Here is a 14,760-nt window from a genome sequence, read left to right on the forward strand (position 1 = left end):
AATGAATATCTTATAAAACCGAAAAACCGTCTCTACTTCAAATTCAAAACAAACTGCTTACTGTAAACTGACCACTGTCAACTGTCAACTCCCAACAACCTCCTAGATACTCCATAGATACTCCCACAAAAGCCCACTCACCACTAACAAAAAAAACCATTCCGCACCCGATCCGGAATCTCATGATAGGAACATAAAATATCTTCCATAAAACAATTCAAAAAGTCTATATTCTAGAATCTATCTCACACCCTGAGCCTGCCGAAGGATCAACTTCAAACTCGAATTCAACTTCATGTTCAAAAGAAACTGTCAACTGTCAACTGTCAACTGCTAACTGTCAACTGCCAACTGCCAACTGCTAACTAAAAACCCCTAATTCACCTTATACTTCAACGGATGCTCCTTTAACTCATCCAGCAGCTCCCGACAGATCTTCACTTTTTGCTTTCGACTTGGCATATTCAGCTTTAAACGTTCTTTGAGTTCATACACCACAAAATGAATCGCAGAATCACCGGTATAAGTAATGAATAGATCTTTAAGCGCTTCAATACGATCTTCTTTCAATTCATCTATATCAATTTGCAAGGTCAACTTACGCGCTAAGCTTTCCATCACATCTTGCAACTGCTTAAACGAATTGAACTGTATACGCGGGTCGCCGGCTTTCCCGGTGTCTTTATTCACCCAACCTTGCTTGATAAAAGCTTTGATATGCACAAAATTATTCGGCATCAGGAAATGGCGGTACTTCAGGTACTCTTCCCCAAAGATGCGGAACTCATACGATTCAATATAATCTTCAACCGTAAACGCTGCCCAGCCCTTCCCCATCTTACTGGTGCGATGCTGCACATCGCTAATCACACCGGCAAACGAAAGCTCGCGCCCGGTCTGACTATGCAGATCGCCAAAGTTCTCTAGCGTACTATTACAGAAATAATCGATCTCGTAACGGAAATCATCCAGCGGATGTCCCGAAATATAAATCCCTACCACTTCGCGCTCTTTCTTTAGCTTTTCCATCGTAGCCCATGGTTCACAAGGCGGTACTTGCGGCTCCGGGATCTGTACATCACTAGCTTCTCCAAACAAACTCACCTGAGAAGAATTCTGGTTCTCTTGAAATTTAGAGGCAAACTTCATCACCTTTTCTAAAAAAGTAATGCCATCGCCTTCATCGTGGAAGTATTGCGCCCGGTGCGTAGGCGTAAAACAATCGAAACCTCCCGCTAAGGCTAAGTTTTCAAAAGCTTTTTTATTGGCAGCCCGCAAATCGATACGTTTCGCCATATCGAAAATAGAACGATACGGACCTTCTTTTCCTTTTCTGTTTTCAACAATCGTAGCGACCGCCCCGCTTCCTACTCCTTTGATCGCGCCCATTCCAAAGCGGACAGCGTTATCTTTATTTACAGAGAATTTGTAATACGATTCGTTGACATCGGGACCAAGTACCGGTAACTTCATTCGTTTACATTCTTCCATAAAGAAGGTCACGTTCTTGATGTTATTCATGTTATTCGACAATACCGCCGCCATATATTCTGCCGGGTAATGAGCTTTTAGATAAGCGGTTTGATAAGCAATCCACGCATAACAGGTAGAGTGCGATTTGTTAAAGGCGTAACTCGCAAAGGCTTCCCAGTCTTTCCAGATCTTTTCTAGTATCGTACGATCGTGTCCTTTTTCTTCTCCTCCGTTTAAGAATTTCGGTTTTAATTTTTCAAGTAAAGCAAAGATCTTTTTACCCATGGCTTTACGCAACATATCGGCTTCACCTTTGGTAAATCCGGCTAACTTTTGCGAAAGCAACATTACCTGCTCTTGATATACGGTAATCCCGTAGGTTTCTTGCAGGTATTCTTCCATATCATCGAGATCGTAAGTGATCTCTTCATCGCCATGTTTTCGAGCAATAAAACTCGGAATATATTCCATAGGCCCCGGACGATATAAAGCATTCATCGCAATTAAATCTTCAAACACGGTAGGTTTTAAGGCCTGCATGTGTTTTTGCATCCCGGGAGATTCATACTGAAAGATCCCCACCGTTTCACCACGCTGGAAGAGCTTATAGGTTTCTTCATCATCTAACGGAAAACTTTCCGGATCTAACTCAATCCCGTGGCGGCCTTTTACAATTTTGATGGTGTCTTTAATCAGTGTTAAAGTTTTCAGTCCCAAGAAATCCATCTTCAGCAATCCGGCACTTTCTACCACCGAGTTATCGAACTGCGTCACATACAGATCGGAATCTTTAGCGACCGATACCGGAACGTAATTGGTAATATCACTCGGCGTAATAATTACCCCACAAGCGTGAATTCCTGTATTTCTCACCGAGCCTTCTAACACACGCGCCTGATTCACAGTTTGCGCCTCTAGATCTTCCCCTTCAGAAATATTAAAAAGCTCATTGATCTTTTCAACCTCTTCACTTCTAAACTTGGCTTTGATCCCTTTTTCATCTAAGGCAAAAATCTTGTGCAGCTTCGACATATCTGGGATGAGCTTCGCAATACGATCGGCATCACTCAACGGCAAGTCGAGCACACGCGCCGTATCTCGAATAGAAGATTTGGCCGCCATAGTACCATAAGTAATAATTTGCGCCACCTGATTGGCACCATATTTATCGATCACATAATCCATCACACGGCTTCGACCTTCATCATCAAAGTCAATATCGATATCGGGCATACTCACACGATCCGGATTTAAGAAACGCTCAAAAAGCAGATCGTATTTAATCGGATCGATATTGGTGATCTTTAAGCAATAAGCAACCGCGCTTCCCGCCGCAGAACCACGCCCCGGACCTACCGAAACATCCATATTTCGAGCTTCGCGAATAAAATCTTCAACGATCAAGAAATAACCCGGATACCCTGTATTCTCAATCACCGAAAGCTCAAAATCGAGCCGCTCGCTAATCGATTCAGTAATTTCTCCGTAACGCTCTTCGGCGCCTTTATAGGTTAAATGACGTAAATAGGCATTTTCGCCTCGCTTTCCGCCATCTTCTTGATCGCGTTCATCTAAAAATCGCTCCGGAATGGTAAACGCAGGTAATAAAACATCACGCGCTAACACGAAAGGCTCTACCTTATCGACCACCTCCTGAATATTCGTAATGGCTTCCGGCAGGTCTTTGAAGAGTTCTTTCATCTCTGCGGAAGACTTGAAATAATACTCCTGATTAGGCAAACCATAGCGGTAACCACGACCGCGACCAATAGGTGTTGACTGCTTCTCCCCGTCTTTTACACACAACAAAATATCGTGCGCATTCGCATCTTCTTTTTCGCAATAATACGTGTTATTAGAAGCTACCAACTTCACATTGTGCTCTCTAGCAAACCGAATTAATACTTCATTGACACGGTCTTCATCTTCTTGCCCGTGACGCATAAGTTCTATATATAAATCGTCTCCGAATTCTTCTTTCCACCACAACAAGGCTTCTTCGGCTTGATTTTCACCAACGTTTAAAACTTTACTGGGTACTTCACCGTATAAGTTGCCGGTAAGCACCATCACATCTTCTTTGTAACGCTTGATCACTTCTTTATCGATACGCGGCACATAGTAAAAACCATCGGTATAAGCTAACGATGACATTTTTGCAAGGTTATGATAACCTTTTTTATTTTTAGCGAGTAAAACTACTTGATAACCATTGTCTTTTCTCGACTTATCGGTATGGTTTTCACAAACAAAAAACTCACACCCTACAATTCCGGTGATCTCTTTTCCATCATAGGCTTCTCCATTTACTTCTGCTTCTTCTCGTTTCTTTTTTACTTCATCGTTATGCTTAGCGATCGCTGAAACAAAGTGAAAAGCACCCATCATATTCGCATGGTCGGTAAGCGCAACCGCCGGCATTCGTTTATCGGCTGCCGCTTTTACTAAATCCTGAACACTAATGGTCGATTGTAAGATCGAGTACTGACTATGATTATGTAGATGAACAAAATCTTCATCCTGTAAGACTTCAATATTCTCTTGCAGCTCTTCTTCTGAAAGCTCGTTTTGTGGCTCTTGCTTGGCCATCTTCTTCCGAATCGCTTCGGAAGCTTTTTTCAGGTTAATGTGTTTTAACCCGATAAGTTGAATAGGCTGCGGATTCGCTTCTGAATAGTTTTCAAAATAGTCGGGAGCAACATCTAACTGCTCTACCGTATAAATACGCTGTCTTACCAATTCTAAGAAACAACGTGTGGTTGCCTCTACATCGGCAGTAGCGTTATGCGCTTCAGCAAAAGGCTCTCCAAATAAATGCTCATGAAGTTCGGTTAGCGTTGGTAATTTAAATTTACCTCCACGCCCTCCGGGAATTTGGCAAAGTTGCGCCGTCGTTTCGGTACAAGTATCCAATACTGGAAGTTCAGTAAGCTTGGTCTCGATCCCTTCCCGATAAAATTCGGCACCCATAATATTTACATCGAAACCTACGTTTTGCCCAACGATAAATTTCGTTTTTCCTAAAGCTTGTTGAAATCGCGCTAAACCTTCTTGTAAAGTAATTCCGTCTTCAGCAGCTAATTCTGTAGAAATACCGTGAATCTTTTCTGCATCATAAGGAATATTAAATCCGTCAGGTTGAATTAAAAAGTCGTCATGCTCGACCAATTCTCCCATCTCATCATGCAACTGCCAAGCAATTTGTATGGCTCTTGGCCAGTTTTCAGAATCGCTAATTGGCGCATCCCAACGCTTTGGTAATCCGGTAGTTTCGGTATCAAAAATTAAATACATGAGCGGTGCTAAATTTTGAAAAATTGAACAGATAAAATTAGAAAAACATAACCTTAAAAGAAAGGGAAGTTATCAACAAAAAAAGCCACCTGCTTATCAAGCGGCGGCTTCTTAAAACTTGGGGCAAATCAATCTACTATTGATTCATTACTAAGAACGAAGCTTTTCGAATCTTAGTATTATTCGATCATAAAAAAAGCCTTGAAAAAAAATTCCAAGGCTTTATAATTTATAATGATTTCTATTCTAATAGTAAATATCGAACTCACCTTCAACCAAATACTCAATTGTAGCATCTTGACTGTCGGTAGAATTAAATTCAAAATTCCCAACAATTCTAGAGTTAGCCATATCGTGTTCTGTAATATTAAGAATTACTGATTGCGACTCAATAACAGTTGGCTCCTCCCAACTAGGCTCATAAACCCAAAATAGTCCGTTAGAAGTGATTTGATTATAACCATAAGTTCCTACTTCTAGATTATTCGGAATCGCAATCGCTAATCTTCTAACATTTTCCTCAAGCGCGGTAAGTGTAATAGATTCTGTTTGATTTGCAGTAAGCTCAGCATATTCATATTCTTGAGAATTCACTTGCGCTGTAAACGTACTCTCCACTTCTTCTGTACCAGAACAATCAAGACTATTTAAAGTCTCTAAAGCACCTTGCGCATCTACACAACTATCAATGATTGCTTGCAATGCTGCAGCGTAAGCAATACATATTTGTTCGTAATCATCATCAGTCGGGTCTGCATTATTGTAGGCAGTTGCTGCATCTGAAGCCTCAAGTGTGACCTCTCCACAAGAACCTCCTTCAGAACCCCCATTAATATTTGCAATTGGCACATCAAAGAAAGATCCTTTACTTACATTAATTGTATCCCCGCTAATCGCATTAAAATAAAACTCTCCGGAAACAGTATTTTCACCAATTCGAGTTATTTCAATTAAACCATCACCCGTTGTACCCGTTGAATAAATATTTGAACCTCCAACCTCATAAGCAGCTTCACTTTGTGTTCCTTGCCCCAATATATATTCCCCAATCTCAAAATCTGACGTTTTTAAAATAATTCTATCAAGACCTGTATCTCCAGTTAAAGTAATAGACTGATCTGCATTAAGAAAGGCTGTAGAAGAATTTGATCTAAAGAAAGTTCCATTTAATTCTCCCTGAATAGAAGGTGTGTTACTTTCTATATCATCACTACAACTAATAGTAATCAAGGCTAAAATGAACAGCAGGGTTAAATTTTTCATAAGTTTGGGATATATTTAACTATTTGAGTGTTACAAATGTAAAATAAAAATTAATAATCTTTTCACTAATAATAAAAAATTATATAGTACCTTTGCGCACTTATTAATAACCGAGGTCGAGAACCTCAAAATTTAATTTTTATGCCTGTAAAATTAAGATTACAAAGACACGGTAAGAAAGGTAAGCCTTTTTACTGGATCGTAGCGGCAGATGCTCGCGCGAAAAGAGATGGTAAATTTTTAGAAAAAGTAGGAGTTTACAATCCAAACACTAACCCAGCAACTATCGAGTTAGATGTTGATGGAGCAGTAAAATGGTTACAGAACGGTGCTCAACCAACAGACACTGCCCGTGCCATTCTTTCTTATAAAGGAGCTTTACTTAAAAATCACCTTGCCGGTGGTGTTCGTAAAGGTGCTTTAACTGAAGAGCAAGCTGAAGAAAAATTCCAAGCTTGGTTAGAAGAAAAAGAAGGAAAAGTAAACGCTAAGAAAGAAAACCTTTCTAAAGCAGAACAAGAAGCGAAAGAAAAAGCGCTTGCTGCAGAGAAAGAAGTAAATGAAAAGCGTGAAGCAGAAGCAAAAGCTGCACAAGCAGAAGCTGAGGCTGCTGCAGTAACTGAAGAAGGTGAGCCTGAAGCAGACGCTGCAAACGAAGTTGATGCTGAAACTGCGGAAGAAGCAAAAGCTGAAGAAAAAAAATCTGAATAAACTTTATTAGCGATGAACAAGGAAGATTGTTTCTATCTTGGAAAAATCGTTAGTAAATTCAGTTTTAAAGGAGAAATCTTAGTCAAACTTGACACCGACGATCCTGAAAGTTTTCTAGAAATGGAATCGGTTTTTATTGATATGAATAAAAATCTGATTCCATTTTTTATTGAAAAAAGTTCCCTTCAAAAATCAAATTTACTTCGACTTAAATTTGAAGAGATCACCTCGGAAGAAGATGCCGATCGTATCTTAAAAAAAGAACTTTACCTTCCACTTTCCTTTTTACCTGAATTAAAAGACGATCAATTTTATTTTCACGAAGTTATTGGCTTTAAAGTAACCGATAAACTTTTTGGAGATGTTGGGATATTAAAAAGTGTTAACGATTCTACACCACAAGCTTTATTTGAAATCGATCGTGACGGAAAAGAAATTCTAGTACCTGTAAACGACGATTTTATAGACAAGCTAGATAAACCCAACAAAATTCTACACCTCGATGTTCCTGAAGGACTCATTGAAATGTACTTGGATTAAGTTTTAGGTATTAGGTGATAGGTTTTAAGAAGTGGATCCTAGTTTCTAAGCAGTTAAGCAATTAAATTTCTATGTCAAAAGCATTTCAATTCAAGCAATTCAAAATAGAACAGGACAAATGTGCGATGAAAATTGGCACTGATGGAGTTCTATTAGGCGCTTGGGCAAGTTTAGAAAATCAACCTTTTTCAATTTTAGATATTGGTGCCGGTACCGGAGTAATTGCTTTAATGATCGCTCAACGAAGTTTTGCTGAATTGATCGATGCACTTGAGATTGAAGAAAATGCTTACGAACAATGTGTAGATAATTTTGAAAGTAGCGATTGGGGCGACCGACTTTTTTGCTACCACGCGGCATTAGATGAATTTGCTGAAGAAATGGAAGGCGAAACCTACGACCTTATTATTAGCAATCCGCCTTTTTATGATGAAAATTTCACTTCTACAGAAGAAAATCGAAATTTAGCTCGCTTTACAGAAGCGCTTCCGTTTGAAGATCTCGTAAAGTATTCAGCGCAACTTCTTGCTGAACAAGGTAAATTCTGCACGATTATTCCACATAAAAATGAAAAAGAGTTTATTCAACTAGCTTCAGCACAAAAATTATTTCCACAGAAAATCACAAGAGTTCGTGGCCATAAAAACTCACCCATCAAAAGAAGTTTACTTCAATTTGGGTTTGAACAAACAACTTTAGAAACTTCAGAATTAATTATCGAAATCGATCGTCACGTTTACACGGAAGATTACAAAAACTTAGTAAAAGATTTTTACCTAAAAATGTAATTACCATCTTACTTGGTAAGGGTAAATTTCGTAAACAGCATTATCTTCGTTGATCGTATTACCGGCTTCTCCTTCTTTTTTAGCCAACGTATAAATTTCTTTCGCTTTCTCATACACTCCCAAACGACTTAATGCAATCGCCTTGTAATACAACGCATCAGAGAATTTCGGGTATTTACTCAGCGATTTATCAAAGATCTCAACAGCATCTTCATATTCAGATTGCTCGTAAAGCGAAATCCCGTAATAAAATAAATCGAGATGATGATAACCATCTTCTCCCCATTTTTCAACTTCAGCCTCTATTTCATTTTCTAATAGCTTTTCTGCTTTTTCAAATTCATTCAATTGAAGATAACACAAAGCCATATAAAAATCATAAGTATGATCCATCACATATTGATTTCCTTCTTTTTCTTTTAGGGTTTTAAAATCTTCAATCGCTTCCGCATAAGTTTTAGCAAAAATACATTTAATAAAAGCCCGATAAGGCAACCATTCTTTTTCATTATACTTTACCGCCTTATCTAAATACCGCATTCCTAATTCATATTTTCTGGCTTTAAAATTTGGCATTGCTTTTTGTTGCCACAAATACGCAATGGTAGAATCTTCTTCTAAACCTTTATCTAAGCATTCTTGCCATTCTCTACTATAGTAACTATAATTATGAGCGCAACTATCTACATATTTTGTAATGATTTGCTCTTGTTTTGCTGAAGTAGAATTGTATTCAAAATTATGACGATTCTCTTGCTCTTTTTTACAACTGAAGAATAGCAGCACCAAGAAAATGATCGTGAAAGCGTGAAGAAATTTCATATAAAATTTACCTGTATAATTCATCCTAAAGCAAATAAAATTAGTGATAAAATTGTTACCTAATTACACTTTCCTTAAATTTAGCCGTAAAATTTTAAGAATTTCAAAAATAACTTATGGCAGATTTATTTCAGGCTCCAGATTATTACCATATAGACGACTTATTAACCGACGAACATAAGATGGTTCGTGATGCTGCTCGCGATTGGGTAAAACGTGAAGTTTCTCCAATTATTGAAGACGCTGCACAAAAAGCAGAATTCCCAAAATCGATCGTGAATGGTTTAGCCGAAATTGGCGCATTTGGTCCTTATATTCCGGAAGAATATGGCGGCGCCGGTTTAGATCAAATTTCTTACGGATTAATTATGCAAGAAATTGAACGTGGTGACAGCGGTGTTCGCTCGACAGCTTCAGTTCAATCTTCATTGGTGATGTACCCTATTTGGAAATACGGTAGCGAAGAACAGCGCAAAAAATACCTTCCTAAATTAGCGACCGGCGAGTTTATGGGAAGTTTTGGTTTAACTGAACCCGATCACGGATCGAATCCCGGCGGAATGATCACTAACTTTAAAGACAAAGGCGATCATTATTTATTAAACGGTGCTAAAATGTGGATCTCAAACGCGCCATTTTGCGACATCGCTGTGGTTTGGGCAAAAAATGAAGAAGGCAGAATTCACGGTCTTATCGTAGAACGCGGCATGGAAGGCTTTACCACTCCAGAAACGCATAACAAATGGTCACTTCGTGCATCGGCTACCGGAGAGTTAATTTTTAATGATGTAAAAGTTCCTAAAGAAAATTTATTACCTAACAAAAACGGATTGGGAGCTCCGCTAGGTTGTTTAGATTCTGCACGTTTTGGCATTGCTTGGGGAGCGATTGGCGCGGCGATGGATTGTTACGATACGGCTTTACGCTATGCGAAAGAACGCATTCAGTTTGATAAACCGATTGCCGGTTACCAACTTCAGCAGAAAAAGTTAGCTGAGATGATTACTGAAATTACCAAAGCCCAATTAATGGCGCTACGTTTAGGTCAACTAAAGAATGAAGGCAAAGCAACTTCTGCGCAAATTTCGATGGCGAAACGTAACAATGTAGATATGGCTATTAAAATTGCTCGTGAAGCGCGACAGATTTTAGGCGGAATGGGAATTACCGGCGAATACAGCATTATGCGCCATATGATGAATTTAGAAAGTGTAATTACGTATGAAGGAACGCACGATATTCATCTTTTAATTACAGGACTTGATATTACAGGAATTTCAGCATTTAAGTAGAAAAGTCAGATGAGATGCTGAAACAAGTTCAGCATGACGAAAAATCACACTTCGACAAGCTCAGTGTGACAATACTTATTAAGAAAGCAGATCATAGCAAGGGCAGCGTTTACAACGTTTGCCCTTTTTTAAATATTTCTCACAACATTTCTTCTTCAGCTTTACTTCTTTTTTAGGCACCACACCATCCACCCGTAAAAAATCTTTGGAATGGTTCGAATAGAAAATTAAAATATTCAACAACATGAATAGAAGTTTTTAAAATATAAGTAAATCCCTACAATTACTTGAAAGCTCGTTACCCTGAACTTGATTAACTCCGTTGAATCTTTGATTTCAGCATCGCATTGTTAATTTCGCCTTATGTGATTCCGGATCAAGTCCGGAATGACGAAAAATTTAATTATTCAAAAAAATCTGCTTTTTAGTGATTAAACAGGCGTTAAACTTGCCTTTGTATTTTAATAAACAAGAATCGCGCCTTATTTTTGCATAAAATTTAGAGTATGAGCACTACCCGCATTGAGCAAGCTACGCAAGAGCTACGTGAACAATTACTGAATCATTCTTTATATGAAAAAATTCAGACGCCTAAAGATCTTCAGATTTTTATGGAGCATCACGTTTTTGCCGTGTGGGATTTTATGTCGCTGCTCAAAGCGCTTCAGTCTAAATTAACCAACACCAAATTCCCTTGGTATCCCGTTGGAAATCCTGAAGTTCGCTATTTGATTAATGAAATTGTTTTAGCAGAAGAAACCGATATCAACCTCGACGGTAATCGCCAAAGTCACTACGAAATGTATTTAGACGCGATGGAAAAAGGTGGCGCAAGTACAGAAGCGATTTATAAATTTATGGAGCAAATACATCACGGCACCGATATTTATTTAATTATCGCAGCTTCAGAATTACCCATTAGCGTAAAGAAGTTTTTGAAATTTACGTTTGAAACCATTTACGCTAATCAGCCACACGCCATTGCTGCTGCATTTACGTTTGGACGAGAAGATTTGATCCCGGCGATGTTTAATTCGATCATCACAAAAATTCAGCAGCAATTTCCGGAAGAAGATCTAAGGTTATTTAAGTATTATTTTGATCGCCATATTGAATTAGATGAAGATGAACACGGCCCGATGGCTTTAAAAATGATCGAAGAGCTTTGCGAGAACGACGAGCAAAAATGGCAAGAAGTGGAAGAAGCTTCGATCAAAGCTTTAGAAAACCGAATTATCTTGTGGAACGGAATTGAAGAAGAAATAATTCAACAGAAAACACTTGCCTAAATTTCTTTCCATAGTATTTACAACGCTGTATTTAGTGGCTATGCTGAAACCGGTGGAGCCTATTCTCGAATATTGCTTTAACTACAATTATATCGTTGAAGTTCTTTGTGTGAATAAAGACAAACCTCGCCTAAATTGTAACGGAAAGTGCTATTTAATGAAGCAACTGCAAAAACAAAGCAACGAGAATTCACCCAAAAAAGCGCAAAGCATTCAATTAGAAAATTACCCAATTGGTTTTATAGAAATTGCTGAAATTATTCAACCTCAACAATTCAACTTCACCCTAAAACGGAATTATTTTTACTTCAATAATTATTCGTACTTAAAAGGAAACATTCCTTTTCAGCCGCCACAGGTTTAATTCTTCTTTTATTTTAAATAATTTTTTGTGTTCTGCCACCAAAGAACGCGTCACCCTGAACTCGATTCAGGGTCTCATCCTGAAAATATTATTTCAAGTTTAGGATGAGATTCCGTGTCAAGCACGGAATGAGGAAAAACTCAATTATTTTAAAATAACAAGTACAAAATTATATTTATAAATGCTGAAAAACTTCAGCTGTAAAATTCATATTTCAAAATAAATCGAATGCTCCTAAATCAATAATAACAAAAGGAGAAATCGAATTTACAATCTTTAAAAATCAATTCATGAAAAATATTTTATGGGTAGCAATGGCATTGTTTTGCTTCAACCTAAACGCTCAAGAGAACAACGAAGAAGAAAATTTATGGGATGCTCATCGAGCAAGTAGTCACGCGCCAATTGGCGTGATGGGAGATCACACACACCATAAAGGTGAATTTATGGTTTCTTACCGCTACATGACAATGTTTATGAAAGATATTCGCTACAATGAGAACGACGTTAATGATGATTTTGTTTACCAAAACTATATGACCTCGCCTCAAGAAATGACGATGGGAATGCATATGTTGGGAGCGATGTACGCGCCATCTGATCGTCTAACTTTGATGGCGATGGCAAACTACATCACCAACGATATGGATTTAACTATGCGTATGACCGGCGATATAGGAATGACAATGGATACCGATTTTTCGACTGCTTCTTCCGGTTTTGGTGATGTTAGCATTAGTGCTTTGGTACAATTACTCAATAAAAACAAGCAAACCTTACACGCAGAATTTGGCGTTGGCATCCCAACAGGATCGATCGACGAAAAAGATGTGACTGCCATGTCGAATGGCGAAGAAGTAATTTTACCTTACCCGATGCAAATTGGTTCAGGTTCTTTTTCAACTAAATTAGGAATGACGTATTTATGGCAAACTGAAAAACTTAGCGGTGGTGCTCAAGCAAACGTAAAGTTTTTCTTGAATGAAAACGATAACAATTACCGTTTAGGCAATCAATATTTAGCGACTTCTTGGTTAGCATATGATGCTACTCAAAATTTTAGTTTTTCGGCAAGAGCAGAAGCTAATTATGTTGAACAAATTGAAGGTTACAATCCTGCGTTAAACCCAATGATGGTGACTACAGCCAACACAAGTAATATTGGCGGAATGCAATTGAATTATGCTCTAGGCGCTAATTATTATTTCAGTAAAAATGCATTAAAAGGATTACGTTTTGCTGCGGAAGTGAAATTACCTGCATACCAAGAACCAAACGGAATACAGTTAAAACAACAATATTCAGTTACATTGGGAACGCAATATTCATTTTAACCTATAAAGAACAATCAAAACATTCCTGCGAGGTCTAAACGACCTCGTAGGTTTTAAGAGGTAAATCTCAATATATTTTTAATCAAACACCAAACCTACAAGGTTTTAAAAACCGTGCAGGATCATAAAAAAAGCCTTATCAAAATTTGATAAGGCTTTTTAAATTATAAGTGAATCAAGACTTTTACTCTTCCGGTGCTAATTGCACTTTAAGTCCTGCTAATTCTTCCGTAATAGGAATTTGGCAACCTAAACGGCTATTATCTTCTACGTGAAAAGCTTCTGCAAGCATAGCTTCTTCATCGTCTTGCATTTCTGGCAATTCAGTATCACTTAACACATAACATTGGCAAGAAGCACACATAGCCATTCCGCCACAAATTCCGATGGTTCCTTCAGGAGCTAATTCGTATGAGCGAACTACTTCCATTAAATTCATATTCATATCGGTTGGCGCATCGATTTCGTGAGATTGACCTTCACGATCTATAATGGTAATTTTTACGTCTTGTTTCATTAATCGATGGCTTTTACAACCGCTTTTGGCGCTTCTTTTTTAGTTCCGTCGAAACCGGTTACGCCACCAACGGTAGTATACTTCATCACGTATTTTTTATCGGGATGAATTTTTTTGTAAGCACTTTGACACATTAAGGTCGCTTCGTGAAAACCACAAAGAATCAACTTTAATTTACCGGGATAAGTATTTACATCGCCAATTGCATAAATGCCCGGAATGTTGGTTTGGTAATCTAAAGTGTTATCTACTTTAATTGCGTTCTTTTCGATTTCTAAGCCCCAATCACCAATGGGTCCTAATTTTGGAGAAAGCCCAAATAACGGAATAAAATGATCTACTTCTAACTGAATTTCTTCAGTAGCTTCACTTTTCTTCTTAATAACTACGGAAGAAAGGTGACCATTTTCATCGGCTTGTAAACCGTCTACTTCAGCAGGAGTAATTAAATTAATCTTACCAAGATCTTTTAATTCTTTTACTCTATCTACGGAATCTAAAGCGCCACGAAATTCATTTCTACGGTGAACCAGCGTTACTTCTTCAGCAATATCTGCTAAGAAAATACTCCAGTCTAATGCAGAATCTCCTCCACCGGCGATCACTACTTTTTTATTTCGATAAACTTCAGGATCTTTCACCATATAAGAAACCCCTTTATCTTCAAAATCTGCAATGTTAGGAATTGGTGGTTTTCTAGGTTCAAAACTTCCCAATCCGCCAGCAATGGCTACGATGGGCGCATTATGCTGTGTTCCTTTATTGGTGGTTACTAAAAAGGTGTCGTCTTCTAATTTTTCAATGGTTTCTGCTCTTTCTGCCAAGGTAAAACCAGGCTCGAAAGATTTGATCTGTTCCATTAAATTATCGACTAAGTCTCCCGCTAAAACTTCTGGGAAACCCGGAATATCATAAATAGGCTTTTTAGGATATAATTCTGCACATTGCCCGCCGGGTTGCGGTAGCGCGTCTATTAAGTGACATTTTAGTTTAAGTAATCCTGCTTCAAAAACAGTAAAAAGACCGGTTGGCCCGGCTCCTATAATTAATATATCTGTCTTAATCATAAATTT

12 protein-coding genes are annotated in these 14,760 nt (G+C 38.2%); 7 read left to right on the forward strand and 5 right to left on the reverse strand.

The features are described from left to right. Positions 1-375: 375 nt before the first annotated feature. On the reverse strand, positions 376-4,767 hold the full coding sequence (gene dnaE, locus G551_RS0107125; RefSeq protein WP_027884912.1) for a DNA polymerase III subunit alpha: 4,392 nt from the start codon (positions 4,765-4,767) through the stop codon (positions 376-378). A 246-nt stretch (positions 4,768-5,013) separates the two neighbouring features. Then, entirely contained in the window at positions 5,014-6,030 is a 1,017-nt protein-coding gene (locus G551_RS0107130) for a DUF6252 family protein (protein WP_027884913.1), read from the reverse strand. A gap of 141 nt (positions 6,031-6,171) precedes the next feature. Here G551_RS0107130 and G551_RS0107135 point away from each other — a divergent pair, with 141 nt between their 5' ends. From G551_RS0107135 to G551_RS0107145, 3 genes are all read left to right on the forward strand, one after another. Next, positions 6,172-6,741 carry a 30S ribosomal protein S16 gene (locus G551_RS0107135; RefSeq protein ID WP_027884914.1) on the forward strand — a complete coding sequence of 190 codons (570 nt, stop codon included), beginning with the start codon at positions 6,172-6,174 and terminating at the stop codon, positions 6,739-6,741. Between the two features lie 12 nt (positions 6,742-6,753). Beyond that, entirely contained in the window at positions 6,754-7,281 is a 528-nt protein-coding gene (gene rimM, locus G551_RS0107140) for a ribosome maturation factor RimM (RefSeq protein WP_027884915.1), read from the forward strand. A gap of 71 nt (positions 7,282-7,352) precedes the next feature. Beyond that, the gene (locus tag G551_RS0107145) at positions 7,353-8,069 is read left to right on the forward strand and encodes a tRNA1(Val) (adenine(37)-N6)-methyltransferase (protein ID WP_027884916.1); all 717 of its coding nucleotides are present in this window, start codon (positions 7,353-7,355) and stop codon (positions 8,067-8,069) included. Here the strand turns inward: G551_RS0107145 and G551_RS0107150 are convergent, their stop codons facing one another. After that, positions 8,070-8,891 (reverse strand): tetratricopeptide repeat protein, encoded by an 822-nt coding sequence (locus G551_RS0107150; RefSeq protein ID WP_027884917.1) that lies wholly within the window; start codon positions 8,889-8,891, stop codon positions 8,070-8,072. Positions 8,892-9,007: 116 nt separating this feature from the next. Between G551_RS0107150 and G551_RS0107155 the strand changes: the two genes are divergently transcribed. The 4 genes from G551_RS0107155 to G551_RS0107170 all read left to right on the forward strand — a co-directional run bounded on the left by G551_RS0107155 (position 9,008) and on the right by G551_RS0107170 (position 13,170). Next, positions 9,008-10,183 carry an acyl-CoA dehydrogenase family protein gene (locus G551_RS0107155; RefSeq protein ID WP_027884918.1) on the forward strand — a complete coding sequence of 392 codons (1,176 nt, stop codon included), beginning with the start codon at positions 9,008-9,010 and terminating at the stop codon, positions 10,181-10,183. A gap of 506 nt (positions 10,184-10,689) precedes the next feature. Continuing rightward, on the forward strand, positions 10,690-11,472 hold the full coding sequence (locus G551_RS0107160; protein WP_027884919.1) for a DUF3050 domain-containing protein: 783 nt from the start codon (positions 10,690-10,692) through the stop codon (positions 11,470-11,472). Further along, complete coding sequence (locus G551_RS16655; protein ID WP_036243489.1) at positions 11,465-11,836, forward strand: hypothetical protein; 372 nt, start codon at positions 11,465-11,467, stop codon at positions 11,834-11,836. Before G551_RS0107160 ends, G551_RS16655 begins: the two co-directional genes overlap by 8 nt. Positions 11,837-12,126: 290 nt before the next feature. Next, positions 12,127-13,170 (forward strand): transporter, encoded by a 1,044-nt coding sequence (locus G551_RS0107170; protein WP_027884921.1) that lies wholly within the window; start codon positions 12,127-12,129, stop codon positions 13,168-13,170. 184 nt (positions 13,171-13,354) lie between these two features. On the opposite strand, the gene G551_RS0107175 is transcribed toward G551_RS0107170, so the two are convergent. Together G551_RS0107175 and G551_RS0107180 are read right to left on the reverse strand one after the other, a co-directional pair. Continuing rightward, positions 13,355-13,687, reverse strand: a complete 333-nt coding sequence (locus G551_RS0107175; RefSeq protein ID WP_027884922.1) for a 2Fe-2S iron-sulfur cluster-binding protein — start codon at positions 13,685-13,687, stop codon at positions 13,355-13,357. Beyond that, complete coding sequence (locus G551_RS0107180) at positions 13,687-14,754, reverse strand: NAD(P)/FAD-dependent oxidoreductase (protein ID WP_027884923.1); 1,068 nt, start codon at positions 14,752-14,754, stop codon at positions 13,687-13,689. Before G551_RS0107180 ends, G551_RS0107175 begins: the two co-directional genes overlap by 1 nt. Between the last annotated feature and the right edge of the window lie 6 nt (positions 14,755-14,760).

The organism is Mesonia mobilis DSM 19841 (assembly GCF_000423405.1).
GTDB lineage: Bacteria > Bacteroidota > Bacteroidia > Flavobacteriales > Flavobacteriaceae > Mesonia > Mesonia mobilis.